Annotated in this window: 13 protein-coding genes; 7 read left to right on the plus strand and 6 right to left on the minus strand. The window is 68.9% G+C overall.

All coding sequences use genetic code 11. The features are described from left to right. Nucleotides 1-3 precede the first annotated feature (3 nt). Nucleotides 4-1,257, minus strand: coding sequence for a cytochrome P450 (locus AB0H76_RS20265; RefSeq protein ID WP_357325836.1), 1,254 nt, complete (start codon nucleotides 1,255-1,257; stop codon nucleotides 4-6). 206 nt (nucleotides 1,258-1,463) lie between these two features. On the opposite strand from AB0H76_RS20265, the gene AB0H76_RS20270 reads away from it, so the two are divergent. Both AB0H76_RS20270 and AB0H76_RS20275 read left to right on the plus strand, forming a co-directional pair. Beyond that, nucleotides 1,464-2,435, plus strand: coding sequence for an AraC family transcriptional regulator ligand-binding domain-containing protein (locus tag AB0H76_RS20270; protein ID WP_357326271.1), 972 nt, complete (start codon nucleotides 1,464-1,466; stop codon nucleotides 2,433-2,435). A gap of 130 nt (nucleotides 2,436-2,565) precedes the next feature. Then, entirely contained in the window at nucleotides 2,566-3,759 is a 1,194-nt protein-coding gene (locus AB0H76_RS20275; protein WP_357325839.1) for a phosphotransferase, read from the plus strand. A 9-nt stretch (nucleotides 3,760-3,768) separates the two neighbouring features. Here AB0H76_RS20275 and AB0H76_RS20280 read toward each other — a convergent pair whose 3' ends face one another. Continuing rightward, nucleotides 3,769-4,566, minus strand: coding sequence for a glucose 1-dehydrogenase (locus AB0H76_RS20280; RefSeq protein WP_357325842.1), 798 nt, complete (start codon nucleotides 4,564-4,566; stop codon nucleotides 3,769-3,771). An 85-nt stretch (nucleotides 4,567-4,651) separates the two neighbouring features. On the opposite strand from AB0H76_RS20280, the gene AB0H76_RS20285 reads away from it, so the two are divergent. Continuing rightward, nucleotides 4,652-5,503 carry a helix-turn-helix transcriptional regulator gene (locus tag AB0H76_RS20285; protein ID WP_357325844.1) on the plus strand — a complete coding sequence of 284 codons (852 nt, stop codon included), beginning with the start codon at nucleotides 4,652-4,654 and terminating at the stop codon, nucleotides 5,501-5,503. Nucleotides 5,504-5,513: 10 nt separating this feature from the next. Here the strand turns inward: AB0H76_RS20285 and AB0H76_RS20290 are convergent, their stop codons facing one another. The 3 genes from AB0H76_RS20290 to AB0H76_RS20300 form a co-directional block, all read right to left on the minus strand. Next, nucleotides 5,514-7,628 (minus strand): family 2 encapsulin nanocompartment cargo protein polyprenyl transferase, encoded by a 2,115-nt coding sequence (locus AB0H76_RS20290; RefSeq protein ID WP_357325847.1) that lies wholly within the window; start codon nucleotides 7,626-7,628, stop codon nucleotides 5,514-5,516. Beyond that, nucleotides 7,612-9,048 (minus strand): family 2B encapsulin nanocompartment shell protein, encoded by a 1,437-nt coding sequence (locus AB0H76_RS20295; protein ID WP_357325849.1) that lies wholly within the window; start codon nucleotides 9,046-9,048, stop codon nucleotides 7,612-7,614. Before AB0H76_RS20295 ends, AB0H76_RS20290 begins: the two co-directional genes overlap by 17 nt. Nucleotides 9,049-9,206: 158 nt before the next feature. Next, nucleotides 9,207-9,842 (minus strand): TetR/AcrR family transcriptional regulator, encoded by a 636-nt coding sequence (locus AB0H76_RS20300; RefSeq protein ID WP_357325852.1) that lies wholly within the window; start codon nucleotides 9,840-9,842, stop codon nucleotides 9,207-9,209. Between the two features lie 91 nt (nucleotides 9,843-9,933). On the opposite strand from AB0H76_RS20300, the gene AB0H76_RS20305 reads away from it, so the two are divergent. The 3 genes from AB0H76_RS20305 (at nucleotide 9,934) to AB0H76_RS20315 (ending at nucleotide 12,749) form a co-directional block, all read left to right on the plus strand. Beyond that, on the plus strand, nucleotides 9,934-11,364 hold the full coding sequence (locus tag AB0H76_RS20305; RefSeq protein ID WP_357325855.1) for a carotenoid oxygenase family protein: 1,431 nt from the start codon (nucleotides 9,934-9,936) through the stop codon (nucleotides 11,362-11,364). 75 nt (nucleotides 11,365-11,439) lie between these two features. Next, nucleotides 11,440-12,393 (plus strand): DJ-1/PfpI family protein, encoded by a 954-nt coding sequence (locus AB0H76_RS20310; protein WP_357325858.1) that lies wholly within the window; start codon nucleotides 11,440-11,442, stop codon nucleotides 12,391-12,393. 47 nt (nucleotides 12,394-12,440) lie between these two features. After that, entirely contained in the window at nucleotides 12,441-12,749 is a 309-nt protein-coding gene (locus AB0H76_RS20315; RefSeq protein WP_357325861.1) for an antibiotic biosynthesis monooxygenase family protein, read from the plus strand. A gap of 59 nt (nucleotides 12,750-12,808) precedes the next feature. Here AB0H76_RS20315 and AB0H76_RS20320 read toward each other — a convergent pair whose 3' ends face one another. Next, nucleotides 12,809-14,251: an MFS transporter gene (locus AB0H76_RS20320; RefSeq protein WP_357325864.1), complete on the minus strand. Its 1,443-nt coding sequence runs from the start codon at nucleotides 14,249-14,251 to the stop codon at nucleotides 12,809-12,811. 123 nt (nucleotides 14,252-14,374) lie between these two features. Here AB0H76_RS20320 and AB0H76_RS20325 point away from each other — a divergent pair, with 123 nt between their 5' ends. Further along, nucleotides 14,375-14,842: a MarR family winged helix-turn-helix transcriptional regulator gene (locus tag AB0H76_RS20325; RefSeq protein WP_357325867.1), complete on the plus strand. Its 468-nt coding sequence runs from the start codon at nucleotides 14,375-14,377 to the stop codon at nucleotides 14,840-14,842. Nucleotides 14,843-14,855: the final 13 nt, after the last annotated feature.

The following is a 14,855-nucleotide window of genomic DNA, read 5'->3' on the forward strand; positions in this document are numbered from 1 at the left end:
CCGCTACTCAGGCAGCGGAGCGGCGGGCGGGAACGTGACCGGCAGGGTCGCCAAGGCCCGATGGAAGGGACCGGGCCGCCAGGCCGGTGCGACATCCGGTGCGGCCGGGCGCATCTCGGGCAGGGCGTCCAGGAGTTGATCGATGGCGTCCTGCGCGATCTGGTAGGCCAGCGGCTGCGCCGGGCAGGCGTGCTGACCGATTCCCCAGGCCAGATGCGAGCGATTGCCGGTGTGATCGTCGGCGCTGGTCGCGGGGTCGTTGTTGCAGGCGGCCATGCTGACGACGACCGGCTGATGAGCGGGCAGCCAGACATCGTCGACCAGGATCGGCTGCCGCGGATAGGTGATGAGGAAATTCGCCAGCGGCGGGTCGTTGAACAAGACCTTGTCCAGGGCATCGCGAGTGGACAGATTCCCGCCCAGCACGCTGCCGCCGAAGCTGTCGTCGGTCAGGATCAGCTGCAAGGCGTTGGCGATCAGGTTCTGCTGGAATTCGATCCCGGCACCGTAGTGCCCCGCGACCTGGTGCATCATCTCCTCGTCGTCGAGCCCGGCCGGATGCCGCAGCAGCTGCGAGGTGATGTCGTCGCCGGGTTCGGCTTTCTTCAATGCCACCAACTCCAGCATCGCGGCGCTGATCATCTGGTTGCCCCGCTCGGCGTCGACGCCCTCGACCAGCGCGGCCATCCCGGTGGCGACGCGCTGCCCGATCGCCGCCGGGCAGCCGAGCACGACATTGACGACCTCGAAGGTCAGCGGAAAGGCGAACTCGCGGATCAGATCGGCACTGCCGGTCGCGCAGAAGCCGTTGATCAGGCGGATCGCGATCTTCTCCACCCGGGCATGCAACGCGTACAGATCCACCTCCCGGTTGCTCGCCGTGGTGGCCTGCCGGTAACGGTGGAAACTCGCGCCGGAATTCCGGCTCGCGGTGGGGCGCCACGCCATGATCGGCAGCACGGGGCAGTCGGCCGGGATGTGCTGCTGCCAGGTGCGCGGGTCGGCGGGAAAGCGCTCGGGATCGTTGAGGATCCGCAGCGCGGTGTTGTACCCGAGCACCAGCGTGGCACCGACGCCCGGCGCGAGCTCCACCGGCGCCAAGGAGCCGAATCGGGCGCGCATCTCCCGGTAGACGCGGTGCGGGTCCGCGGCGAATTCCGGTGCGTACAACGGGATCGGCGCATCGTCCTGGGCCAGCGGCGACCCGTGGAAGATCGCCGCGCCGGGCCGGACGGGTGCGGAATTCCGAGGCGGCACAGTCGTCCTAACAGCTCGCGTCCGAAGGTTTCGGTACGACGGTGCCACTACGTCGTGCTGCCGAAAAGTGTTGATGGTGCCAATATGTCGGGCGAACCGCGCCACGGAGTCGAGCCGGAGGCGGCCCGCGGCGGTCGTCTAGTGTCACTGATTGCCGCCCTTCGCGGCTTGTCGTTGACGGTGATAGGTGTTCGTAATTGGATACGGTGGACAATGTTTCGTTCTCGAAGTTCATCCTGGACAACGCCGGCCTGACCGAGGCGGCGCGCCAACGGCTGGCCCGGGCGGCGGAGCTGCCGCAGTGGCTGCTCGACGAGGGCGATGCCATGGTGCCCAGCACCGTGCAACTCCAGCTGTGGGAGCTGATCGAACATCGGCTCGACAATCCCGATATCGCCTTGCACATCGGCCTGCTGAACACGCTGGGGCGCTTCGGTTTACACGACTACCTGTTCAGCACCGCGCCGACACTCGGCGAGGGGCTGGCGCTGGCCGAGCAGCATGCGGACCTCATCACCACCAATATCGGGTTCGCGGTCTCGGGCGAGTCCGAGGACGAGGCGAACGCCGATTTCCGGCTGCTCAGCGGCCAGGGGCGCGGACGGCAACTGGCCACCCAGTTCTCGCTCGCGGCGGTCGTCGCCCGGGCCCGCTTCGCCACCGGGCGTGAGGTGTGTCCGGTCCGGATCCGGTTCCGGCAGCGCGCGCCGCGGCGGCACCGGCACTTCACCGACATATTCGGCACCCGGTGCATCGATTTCGGCGCACCCACCGACCAGATCACGTTCCGGACAGCCGATTTGGCGCTGCCCCTGCGCACCGCCGACCCCGCGCTGGCCGAGGTGCTGCGCCGGTGCGCGCTGACGCTGCCGCCACCGCGCCGCCTCGACTCCACCTGGTCCAGCCAGGTGCAGCACGCGCTCACCGCGATGCTGGGCGACGGCCCCGTGCCGATCGACCGGGTCGCACGCCACCTGCTGACCAGCCGCCGCAGCCTGCAACGCCGGCTCGCCGGTGAGGGAACCACCTGGACCCGGGAACTCGACCGCGCCCGCAGCACCCTGGTCGAGCACCGATCCCCGGCGGACGACACCCAGGAAGCGCTGGCCCGGCGCGTCGGTTACTCCGACGCCGGGACACTGCGGCGCGCCCAGCGCAGGTGGGACACCGGGGCCTGAGCCCGCGTGCCATTCCCCGGGCGAACCGCGCCACCCGCACTCGACGGCGCGCTTGCGCCGAATCCGTTGCCGCATACTCGCTTACACCAGGTCGCCAGTGCGGCACGGCAAGCCGAGGAAGGGCGAGGACATGGCCGAGACACCCCGCAACGGTCCCGCGGAGCGCGTATTGCCCGGCGTATTGCGACTCGGCGGGCACAGACTGGCGGAGAAGGTCTTCCGGCGCGGAGCCGGCGCGATTCCGATGCGCACCAGCGAGATCGACGCCCAGTGGCTCACCCGGATCCTGGCCGCCGAATATCCTGGCGCGGAAGTGGAATCATTCGACATCGTCGACGCCAGCGGCGGGACGACCAGCAGATGGACGGCGACCCTCCGCTACAACGAGGCGGGCAGGCAGGCGCAGTTACCCGAGCATCTGTTCGCCAAGACCACCCTGACCTTCACCCAGCGGCTGACGCAGTACCTGGCGCACGCGCTGCCCGGCGAACCCGGTTTCTTCCAGCACCTGCGCCCCGAACTCGAGATCGAGGCGCCCCGTGGCTATTTCGGCGCCGCGGATACGCGCACGGGCCGGTCCCTCACGCTGCTCGAAGACATCAGCGTCACCAAGCAGGCGCGGTTCTGCACCCCGATGGATCCCATCACCCAGGCCCAGATGCAGGGGCTACTGGCGAATATGGCGGTCTGGCACGGTCACTACTGGGAATCGCCCGAGCTGGCCCGGCGCGACTGGTTGAAGACGCCGGGCGCGCATTTCAGCAACTTCGACCGGCTGCTCGGTATGCGCAAGCGCGCGACCGTCGGCCTTCGGCGCGCCCCCGAAATCGTGCCGGACACACTGCCTCCCGTGCAGGACAAGCTCTACGACGCGTGCGCGCAATCCCTGCTGATCGCCGAACAGGGCGCGCAGACACTGCTGCACGGCGACCCGCACATCGGTAACGCGTACGTGTGCCAGGACGGCGCCATGGGCTTCACCGACTGGCAGTTGATCCTGCGCGGCAGTTGGGCTTTCGACGTCGCGTACACGATCACCTCCGGGCTCGCGGTAGCCGACCGCCGGGCCTGGGAACGTGATCTCCTCGCGTTCTACCTCGATCGCCTGCACGCGGCGGGCGGCCCCGCGCTGCCCTTCGAGCAGGCGTGGCTCGCCTACCGGCAGCAGTGCCTCTACCCCTATTTCGCGTGGATGATCACGATCGGGCGCAGCGCCCTCATGCCCGAATTCCAGCCCGCCGACGTGTGCCGCGCGATCGTGCATCGCACCGCCACGGCGATCATGGATCTGGACGCGTTGCAGGCCGTCGGCCTCGAGCGTTGATGCCCCGGCTCAGGCGCGCATGCCGCCATCGACCCGCAGGACGGTTCCCGTCACATAGGAGGCGCGGTCGCTGAGCAGCCAGGCGGCGGCCTCGGCGATCTCGTCCGGCGCGGCGGCGCGGCCCAGCGGGGTCCCGGCATTGAGCTGCTCGATGATGCCGGGCGACTTCGCGTCCCACTCGTGCAGCATCTCGGTGAGCGTCGTGCCCGGCGCGATGGCGTTGACGCGAATGCCCTCCGGGCCGTAGGTGACGGCCGCCGATTCGGTGAGGCTGTTGACCGCGCGCTTGGCCGCACCGTAGACGGGCAGCGCGGGATTGCCCATCAGGCTGCCGACGCTCGAGGTGTTGACGATCGCACCGCGCCGCGCGGTGGCGCGGATGGCGGCGATCTCGGCGGTCATGGCCAGCCACGGCCCCTTGAAGTTCACGGCGCACACCTGGTCGAAATCGGCGGGTGCGAGCTGATCCATCGGCCCGGGCGGCTGCCCGGTCGCACCGTTGTTGAACGCCGCGTCGAGCCGCCCGTACACCTGCACGCAGCGGTCGACGGCGGCCTGGATGCTCGCCGCGTCGCCCAGATCGCAGACGACGTAGTCGGCGGTGCCCCCGCCCGCCCGGATTTCCGCGGTGACCGCCTGTAATTCGGTCTCCGTGCGCGCCGCGAGCAGGACCTGGGCGCCTTCGCGGGCGAACAGCCGCGCGGCCGCCGCGCCGATGCCGCGCCCGGCGCCGGTGATAAAGGCGACTTTCCCGGCGAGCAGGCCCGAGGTGGCGGTGGCGGTGGCGGTGGTCGATGTGTTGGTCATACCGACGAGCCTGGACCGGTCCGCCGGAGCTAGCCAGGTACGACCGGTACCTGGCTGGACGCGCACGGGTTGGCACACTGGACCGGTGGACAGAGCAGAACTCGCCGGCTTCCTGCGCAGCCGGCGCGAGCGCATCACCCCCGCCGACGTGGGGCTACCCGCCGGGTCGCGCCGCCGCACCCCGGGCCTGCGCCGCGAGGAGGTCGCGCAGCTGGCGTTCATCTCGACCGAGTACTACACCCGGCTCGAGCAAGCGCGCGGCCCGCAGCCGTCCCGGGAGGTCCTGGTCCAGCTCGCCCGCGCCCTGCGGCTGGCCGACGCCGAACGCGATCATCTGCACCACCTCGCCGGTGTCCCGCCCGGACCGCCGCCCGGCCCCTCCCGGGAGGTTCGTCAGAGCATCCTCGACCTGCTGCATCGGCTACCCGACGCCGCGGCCGTCGTGCTGTCGGCCACCTACGAGGTCATCGCCTGGAATCACCTGGCCGCCGCCCTGCTCGAGGACTTCTCGGCCGTGTCCCGGCGTGACCGCAACCTCATCCGGCGGGCCTATCTCGGCCCGCACCGCGAGGGCCGGCGGCTCTACGGGGTCTCGGACGCGGACGAATTCGCCCGGACCGCCGCGCGGCACCTGCGCGCCGCGGCGGCCCGCTACCCCGGCGACCCGGAACTCACCGCCCTGGTGGCCGAACTACGTTCCGGCAGTGCGGAATTCGCCCGGCTCTGGGACGCCCACGAGGTGACCGACCGGCCCACCCTGTGCAAGACCTTCGCCCATCCGCTGGTCGGCCCGATCGCGGTGGCCTGCGACGTGCTGGATATCGCCGACCGCGACCAGCGCGTCATCATCTACACGGCGACCCCCGGCTCGCCCTCGGAGCAGGCGCTGCGGTTGCTGGCGGTCATCGGCACCCAGAGCATGGAGACGACCGGCTGACGCCGATGTGTCATGGGCTCAGCAGCCGGCGAGCGGTCGCGGTGCCGACGCCGGTCGGGCCGCCGAGCCGGTGGATGATCGGCGGCTCGCTGGGCGCGGCGGCAGGCTGCGGGTACCGCGCGGTGCGCGCGAACCATTCCTGCCAGCCCGGCACCCAGTCCCGCAGACCATCGGCGTAAGCGAGCACGTACGCGCCCTCGCCCGGGCTCAGGCCGTGCTCGGTGATCATCGCCGGCACCTCGACGCCGGCGATCTGCTCGAACTGGTCCAAGCGAGAGCGGGCCAGGTCGCCGGTCATGGCCATCGCCTGGTCCAGGTCGCAGCCGAGGAATTTCCGCAGCACGAAAACCATGTTGGCGGGCTCGTTCTCACCGGCCATCTCCCGCTCGTAGGAATGGATGTCGTTGACCAGGATGCTCGCGTCGTTGACGCTGTCGACCAGCGCGCGCAGCTCCGGCGCGGCCACGACCGCGGCGGGTAACGCTGCCGCCCCGGCATATTCGATCAGCCCCGCGACGAAAGGCGCGCCGTTGGTGACGCGCTTCAGTTCGAGGTAGTCGATCGGGTTGCTGGTGTGCCGGACGCCGAGGTCGCGCCGCTCGCGCAGGTTGCCGGCCAGGCATCGCTCGACGTGCTCGCGCGCCCGGCGCCGCCACTCCTCCGGCATGGCCGGCGCGGTGCGTGACCAGAGGTCGGCGAGCCCGCGTTCGGTCGGGCTGGTCGCCACCGGCATCCGCTGGGCCGGGTCGATCGGCATGAACTGTCCCAGCCGTGCCAGGTGCGCCTTGACGGTCGCGCTGTCGGACGTCTCGGCGAAATAGTCGTCGACGTAGAACAGCCAGGTATTCCAGTCGGTGATCACCTCGATCGCGGCCTCGGGGGCGGTGGGAAACATGTAGCAGGACAGCAGTGCGTAGTCCTCCTGCTCGAACTGACTCTCGGTCCACGGTGCGAGGCCCGCGGGGGCCGTGAACAGCGACATGTCCCGGGCCCACGCGGCGGCGTGGGCGCGAGCCGCGTCGAGGTGCGGGTTGAGCCGGGGCGGACGAAGCCCCTCGAACCTCGGACTCGGAACCAGGTCCGCCACGGCCGCGGGCGTCGCGCTCGGCCCCACACTGAGTCGCCGCGCCAAAGCCTCCAGTTGCGCAGCCGCTTTCGACTCCGGGTTGGCGGCCTGCAAGCAACGCAGGGCCGAGTCGAGCTCGCGCTCGGCTTCCTGCTGCGCCCACGTGCGCCCGCCCGCTCGCTCGATGAGATCGGCACACTTCTGCAACGCGGAATCGTCCAACGGCGCTTCACCGCAATACAATTCGGCGAGTTCGGCCGCTGCGCCGTTGCCCGCGTCGAGCGCGGCCACCACCGGCAGCGACTTCTTGCGAGCACGCAGGTCGGACAGGACGGGTTTACCGGTCACGGCCGGATCGCCCCAGATGCCGAGGAGATCATCGACCAACTGGAACACCAGGCCGAGATGCTCCCCGAATTGGCGCAACTGCCACACCCGTTGCGGTGACGCACCGGCCGACATCGCGCCGAGCTCACACGCCGCGGCGAACAACGCGCTGGTCTTGTCGCCCGCCATCGTCACGCACTCCGCCAGCGGCACATCGGCGCGGCTCTCGAAGGACAGGTCCGCGGCTTGGCCATCGTCGAGCCGCAGCAGCGCCTCGTCCAACCGGCGTACGCCGTCGGTGGCCAGCGGTGCGCCGTCGGCCGCCAACGCCTCCGTCGCCAGCGTGCTCAGCGCGTCGCCCGCGAGGATCGCGGCGGGCACACCGAAGACGGTCCAGGCGGTGGGCCGGTGCCGCCGGACGCGGTCCTCGTCCATGATGTCGTCGTGCAGCAGCGAGAAGTTGTGCGCCAGTTCCACCGCGACCGCCGCGCTGGTCGCGCGCTCGGCGGTGCCGCCGACCGCCTCGGCCGCGAGCATGGCCAGCACCGGCCGCAGCGCCTTGCCCGCGTTCACCTCGATCGGGGTGCCGTGCTCGTCCCACCATCCGAAGTGGTAGCCGATGACCCGGCGCAGCGACGAGCGCATCCGATCCGCCGCCGCCCGCAAACCCGGATCGATCAGCCGGCGGGCGCGGGCGAACGGGTCGGTGGCCGCATCAGGCCCGGTGACCATTGGCGCTCCCGAGCTGAACGTTCTCCAGCACGCCCAGCGCGTCCGGCACCAGCACCGCCAGCGAGTAGTAGCAGGTGACCAGATAGTTGACGATCGCCTGCTCATTGATGCTCATGAACCGCACGCTCAACCCGGGCTCGCGCTCGTCGACCAGGCCGGTCTTACGCAGCCCGATGACACCCTGTTCGGCCTCCCCGGTGCGCATCACCAGGATCGAGGTGGTCCGCCGCTCGCTGATCGGGATCTTCCAGCAGGGGTAGATCGGCACGCCACGCCATGCGGAGACACGACCGCCGAGCACGTGGACGGTCTCGGGGGAAACGCCCTGCCGGGTGCACTCGTCGCGGAACGCGGCGATGGCTTCCGGGTGCGCGAGAATGAAACCGGGGTTCTTCCAGACGGTGTTGAGCAACTGATCCATGTCGTGCGGGGTGGGCGGGCCACTGCGGGTGTAGACGCGCTGGCTGAAATCGGCGTTGTGCAGCAGCCCGAATTCCCGGTTGTTGACCAGTTCGTATTCTTGACGCTCGCGCACCGCCTCGATGGTCAGCCGCAACTGCTGTTCGAGCTGGTCGATCGGTTCGTTGTAGAGGTCGGAGATGCGGGTGTGCACCCGCAGGATGGTCTGGGCGATGCTCAGCTCGTATTCGCGGGGCCGGAGTTCGTAGTCGACGAAGGTGCCGGCCAGGGGCGGTTCGCCGCGATGACCGGACACGACTTCCACGTCGGCCTCACCGTACGGGTTCTGCGCTTTGCCCGCGGTGCTCCGGTACAGCTCCAGGTGCTCGCGCAGTGGCTCGGATTGGTCGAGCAGTTCCTGAAACGCCGTCTTGGGCAACGACATCACGGTGCAGGCGGTAGTCGCTTTGACCGAATAGCCCCAGGAGCTGTCGGGGCCGACCAGAGCCTCGTCACCGAAATAGTCGCCGTCGGCGATGATTTCCAGCGTCGATTCCTGCCCGTATTCGCCTTCACTGAGTTTGGCGAGCCGGCCGTGCACGAGCAGATAGAGTTCGTCGGCGTCGGCACCGGCCGTGACCAGGACCTCCCCCGGTTCGTACTCGTGTTGCGCGAACCGGCCGGCCAGGGCATCCAGCACATCGGTGTCGGCGAAGGTCCGCAGCCACGGAAGTTCGGTCAGCTCAGCCGGAATCACCTGCACCTGGTCGCCGGTGGTGTGGAAATCGAGCCGCCCGTCACCCAGCGTGTAGTTCATGCGCCGGTTGACCCGGTACGCCCCACCCCGGGCCTCGACCCACGGCAATAGTTCGAGCAGCCAACGCGGGGTGATGCTCTGCATCTGCGGAACGGACTTCGTGGTCCCGGACAGCTTGCGCGCCGCCGCGGTACTGAGGCTGAGTTGTCCGACGCCGTTGTGCCCGTTCACTTCCGGGCTCAGGTCTGCCTTCGATTCACGCATGACTCGACCACCTTCAACATAGGTGACGCTGGGAAGTGCGCTTGCCGTAGATCGAACTCGCTGATCAAGAGCATAGATCGACGGCCGGCGGCGCAGGGCCCGAAATGTTGGATCATGTTGCACCCGAATCAGATTCAGGGTCCGGGACCGTTCGAAGTTCAGTCCGCGGCCGGCGCGGGGGTGCCGATGACGCTGATGCACAGGTGGGCGCACTCGGCGGCGAGTTCGGCCGCGGTCAGCTCGACGCTGTCGTCGAGCCAGCCTTCGATGAGTTGGTTGACGCCGCCGGTGACGAACACGGCCGCGCGGCGCAACCAGGCCGGGTCGGGGGTGACGCCGAGGGCAACGGGGGCGTGCGCGACAACGAGATCCGCGATCAGGCCGAGCACGTCGTGACGGCGCTGCACCAGCGCCGGAATTTCGCCGGGGTCGCTGGCGACGATCCGGTGCAGGTGCCGATCATCGGCCAGCGTTTCCAGGAAAGCCCGCAGGGCGGCGCGCAGCTTTTCCTCGGCCGGCCCCGCGGCCGAGACGCCCGCCTGCACCAGGGTTGCCAGCAGGTGGTCGCGAATCTCGTCGGCGACCGCGACCAGCAGCTCTTCGCGATTGACGAAGTGCTCGTAGAAGTAGCGGTCGGTGAGCCCGGCGGTTTTGCACACTCCGCGGACCGTGACCGCGCCGATTCCGGATTCGCCCCAGGTGGTGCGCGCGGCCGCGAGCAGCCGGGCACGGCGGTCGGCGCGGCGGTCGGCGGCGCTGACACCACCGTAGGTGCGAATGGCCGGAGTCGTCATTGACAACACTCTAGGCACTCTCCTACATTTGCGGACACACGTCATCAGATGACAGTCGTCATCAGATCAGTGATTCAAGGGAGAATCCGCGATGACCCACTCCTCCGCGACCGCCTATCACCAGGTCACCGCACCCCTGCTGGACGAGCACGACTACCGGATCGCGCAGATCGACGGACAGCTGCCCGCCGACCTGCGCGGCACGCTGTACCGCATCGGGCCCGGCAAGCATCAGGTCGGACGATCGCTGCTGCACAACGTGTTCGACGGCGACGGCATGATCTCGCAGTTCGTGCTGGACGGGACCGGGGTGCGCTTTCGCAACCGATACGTGCGCACCCGCCACTTCCAGCACGGGTCGCGCTCGGACCGGATCCGCTATCGCGGTGTGGGAGGACAGATTCCGGGCGGGCCACTGGCCAATATCGGGCGGTTGCCGGAGAACGTCGCCAATACCAACGTAGTGCACTACGACGGCGGGCTGCTCGCCCTGTGGGAGCTGGGCAACCCCTACCGCATCGACCCCGACACCCTGGATACGCTGGGCCCCAACGACTTCGACGGCAAACTGGGCTTCCTGGGCGCGTTCTCGGCCCATCCGAAGTGGGATCCGGGCACCGGCGACATGTACAACTTCGGCCTGGATCTGCTGCCCACCCCGCGCATCCGCACCTACCGCATCGACCGGTCGGGACGACTGCACCGGCTGGCCACGGTGCCCCTGCTGGACCTGCCCTGGAACCACGATTTCGCCCTCACCGGCCGCTACCTGGTCTTCGTCCTGGACCCGATCCTGCCCGACATCGGCAAGATCGCACTGGCCACCCACTCCTTCATCGAAGCCTTGAACTTCAAGCCCGCCAAGGGAACCCGATTCCTGCTCGTCCCCAAGAACGGCGGCCGCCCACGCATCGTCGAGCACCCGGCCCTACTGCACGTCCACGTCACCAACGCCTACGACGACGGCAACGACGTCGTCGTCGAACTGGTGCGCCTGGACACCGAATGGGCCCACTTCCGCCGCATGACCGGGATGGTCAACCTCGGCACCGGCGCGACGCCGCAGTTCCCCGAATCCCGGCTGATGCAGTACCGAATCACCCAGGGCGGCACTGTCATCGAACGCGAACTCACCGACCGCTCCGGCGAGTTCCCGCAATACGACTGGCGCCGCGGCACCCGCGAACACCGCTACAGCTACCTCGCCGGCGCGGGCGGCCCCGCCGGCGTCTTCAACGCCGTCCTCAAGGTCGACCACCACACCGGCGCCCTCACCAGTTGCGAACTGGGCGCCAGTTCGGTCGGCGAACCCCTGTTCGTCCCCCGCACCCCCGACGCCGCCGAAGACGACGGCCACCTCCTGGTCCTCAACCACGACCTCACCGAAAACCGTTCCCAGCTCCTGATTCTCGACGCCCGCGACCTAGAGCGCGGCCCCTTGGCCACGGCCTGGCTGGAGCACCACATCCCCTGGGGATTCCACGGCACCTTCACCCACCGCGTCGCGGATTCCGCCCGCTGACGGCTCGGGTGCGTGGCGCGATCTGTGGGGTACCTGTCGTTGACGCCGCTCCACGTCCTCCCGGAGACTCGACTCGTGCAGCAACGACGCGTGGTCTTCGTGATCTTCGACGGCTTCCAAGCCCTGGATCTTTTCGGACCGCACGAGGTCTTCCAGGGTGCCGGGGGCTATGAGTGTCAGGTCGTGGCGACGCAGGCGGGCGCGGTGCGCTGCGACAGCGGGTTGGCGATCGTTGCCGAATTCGGTGTGGACGCTATCGATCCGGCCACCGTGGACACCCTGGTGGCCGTCGGCGGCCCCGGTGTCGACGACGCCCTCGCGGATGAGCGGCTCATGGCGTGGCTTCGGGCCGCGGCGGCGCACGCCCGGCGGGTCACCTCGGTGTGCACCGGCGTGACGCTGCTGGCAGCGGCGGGCGCCCTAGACGGGCACCGTGTCGCCACCCACTGGGCGCACGCCGACCAGTTGGCGAGTGAGTATCCCGATATCACGGTGGATCGTGAACCGATCTTCATCCGCGACCGCCGCGTGTGGTCGTCGGCGGGTGTGACCGCGGGCATCGACCTGGCCTTGGCGCTGGTGGAGGAGGATCAGGGCCGGGCCGCCGCCCTCGCGTGCGCGCGCTTCCTCGTGATGTTCCTGCGCCGCCCGGGCGGGCAGTCGCAGTTCAGCACCGCGCTGTGGCGGGCACAGCCGGCCACCGATCCGATCCGCACCGCTGTCACGGCGATCCACGCCGACCCGGGTGCCAGACACAGCGTCGGGGATCTCGCTACCCGGTCGGGGCTGAGCCCGCGCCATCTACAGCGTCGCTTCACCGCCGAACTCGGCACGCCACCCGCCGCGTACGTCGAGCAGGTACGTATCGAAGCAGCTCAACAGGCACTGGCCGACGGTGTTTCGATCGATCTGATCGCCCGTCGGTGTGGTTTCGGAACCGCCGAATCGCTGCGCCGCGCATTCCATCGCCGTCTCGGACTCGCCCCCTCCGATTACCGGGACCGGTTCCGATCCACCGCCGCGACGTAGAACCGCTGAAACGAATGTCCAACAGCCGCAATGAAACAGGAGCCACTATGACCGACCAGGGTGTCACTTTCATCAACACCATCGAACTCCCCGCCGAGGAAGTCGACGGCTTCATCGAGCAGTGGCGGGAACGAGTGGCGATCATGGCCGCCGCGCGGGGCTTCCGCGATGTCCGGCTCCATCGCGCACTGCTTCCGGACGCGCGCTTCCAACTCGTCAACATCGCGCACTGGGACAGCGCCGAAGCCTGCGAAGCCGCTGGGAGTCATGCCGCGGTCACCGCCTCCGTCGCGCAGGCCCGGAAAACAGCGAGTGCGAATCCCGCCCTCTACCGCGTCGTCGCCGAATACAGCTGATTCTCGAAGCGCCCTGAGCAATCTCGGACCTGGCATTCAGCGGTTGTTGGTCGCGAGATTCACACTTTCGCGGCGACTTTCGTGACGACCGCCGGATCCAGCGCCGGATCCGCGATCGGCCGGCGCGCCGGAATCAGCGCTGCGACCACCGCGCCGATCGCGGCGACCCCGAGACCGAAGAACCAGGCGATACGGATACCGTCCTCGGTCGGAATGGAATGGCCCGCGACCGTGGTGCTCATCTGCGCGAGGACGGCGCCCACGATCGCCGCCGCGAACGAGGTACCGATGGAGCGCATGAGCGTGTTGAACCCATTGGCCGCGGCGGTTTCCGACAGCGGGACACTCGACATGATCAGGGCCGGCATCGCGCCGTAGGCGAATCCGGTGCCGGAACTGATGATGACCGCGACGGCCAGCAGACCCCAGGTGGTGCCCATCAGGAACTGCGCGGACCCGTAGCCGAGCGCGATGATGACGCAGCCGACCATCAGCGTGGTCTTGGGGCCGCGCACGGCGGACAGCTTGGCGCCCAAGGGCGAAATGAGCATCATCATCAGCCCACTGGGCGCCATCCACAGCCCCATGGCCATCATCGACTGACCGAGACCGTAGCCGGTGGAAGTGGGCAGTTGCAGTAGTTGCGGCGCGATCAGCGACTGCGCGTACATGGCCATGCCGACCACGATCGAGGTGGCGTTGGTCAGCAGCACCGGCGGGCGCGCGGTCGTCCGCAGATCGACGAGCGGGTCGCTGATCCGCAGCTCCCACCAGCCCCAGATCACCAGTGCGACAACAGCTGTCGCGAACAGACCGAGAATGCCGGGACTGGTCCAGCCCCAGCTCGCGCCCTTGGACACCGCCAGCAGCAGGCTCACCAGCCCGATCCCGAGGCCGAGCGCGCCGGAGTAGTCGAACCGCGCTCCCCTGCCGGTCGCCGGCGTGGCGGGTACCAGGAAGAAGATCAAGACGCCGACCCCGGTGACCAGCACGGCCGAACCCCAGAACAGCACGCGCCAATCGCTGTACTCGACCACCGCGGCGGCGATCGGCAACCCCAGCGCGCCGCCGATACCGAGCGAGGAGCTGATGAGCGCGATGGCGGAGCCGAGCCGCTCCGGCGGCAGCAGATCGCGCAGGGCGCTGATGCCCAGCGGAATGATCCCGACCCCCATCCCCTGCAGGCCGCGCCCGACGATCATCGGCGCGACCGAGGTGGCCAGCGCGCACACCACCGACCCGGCGGCCAGCGGCACGATCGAGGCGAGCAGGATGCGGCGTTTGCCGTACATGTCGCCCAGCCGGCCCGCCACCGGCGTGGTGACGGCGCCGATCAGCAGGGTGATGGTCACGACCCAGGTCGCGTTCCCCGCGGTGGTGTGCAGCAGCTGCGGGAACTGGCCGAGCAGCGGGATGACCAGCGTCTGCATGAGTGCGGCGACGATCCCGGCGGTAGCGAGGACACCGAGGACGACTCCCGGTTTACCGGCGGTGGGAGACAAGGGAACTCCTAGCGGAAGCAGTGTTATGCATGATGCATGCGATATGCACCGTACACTCAATATGCATGATGCATAAAGCCGAGCCTCTAAGGTGAGGGTGATCGGCGGCAGCGGAAGGGCGAGATGGACAAGGCACTGGACTCGATCGAATTCGAGATGATGCTGCTGGGCCGCTACAGCCTCAGCGAGCGGCGCGGCGCCGCGCATCGGCTCGACCGCAGCGCCTACACACTGCTCAGCCGGTTGTCGGCCGAGGGCCCGATGACGATCGGGCAACTCAGCGACGCCATGAACCTGAACCAGTCCACGCTCAACCGGCAGACCACCGCCATGATGAAAAACAGTGTCGTCGAACGCATTCCGGACCCCGAAGGGGGCATCGCCCGCAAATTCCGCATCACCGATGCGGGGCAGCGGGCCCTGGAGCGCGACCGGGCCGGGTCGATCCACGCGCTCAACGCGATCCTCGCCGACTGGCCGGACGCCGACGTCGCCGCCTTCGCCGAAAACCTGCGCCGGTTCAATGCCTCGATCGAGGCCTACATCGGCCGGCCGTGGCCTCGATCGGAAACAGCGCCCGACGCGCACTGATCACGACGGCGGC

Source organism: Nocardia sp. NPDC050712, from assembly GCF_040654295.1.
Taxonomy (GTDB): Bacteria; Actinomycetota; Actinomycetes; order Mycobacteriales; family Mycobacteriaceae; genus Nocardia.

Coding starts and splice junctions, on each gene's coding strand:
- AB0H76_RS20275 (WP_357325839.1), top strand. CDS start 2,566: ATGGCCGAGACACCCCGCAACGGTCCCGCGGAGCGCGTATTGCCCGGC.
- AB0H76_RS20280 (WP_357325842.1), bottom strand. CDS start 4,566: ATGACCAACACATCGACCACCGCCACCGCCACCGCCACCTCGGGCCTG.
- AB0H76_RS20290 (WP_357325847.1), bottom strand. CDS start 7,628: ATGGTCACCGGGCCTGATGCGGCCACCGACCCGTTCGCCCGCGCCCGC.
- AB0H76_RS20295 (WP_357325849.1), bottom strand. CDS start 9,048: ATGCGTGAATCGAAGGCAGACCTGAGCCCGGAAGTGAACGGGCACAAC.
- AB0H76_RS20300 (WP_357325852.1), bottom strand. CDS start 9,842: ATGACGACTCCGGCCATTCGCACCTACGGTGGTGTCAGCGCCGCCGAC.
- AB0H76_RS20305 (WP_357325855.1), top strand. CDS start 9,934: ATGACCCACTCCTCCGCGACCGCCTATCACCAGGTCACCGCACCCCTG.
- AB0H76_RS20315 (WP_357325861.1), top strand. CDS start 12,441: ATGACCGACCAGGGTGTCACTTTCATCAACACCATCGAACTCCCCGCC.
- AB0H76_RS20325 (WP_357325867.1), top strand. CDS start 14,375: ATGGACAAGGCACTGGACTCGATCGAATTCGAGATGATGCTGCTGGGC.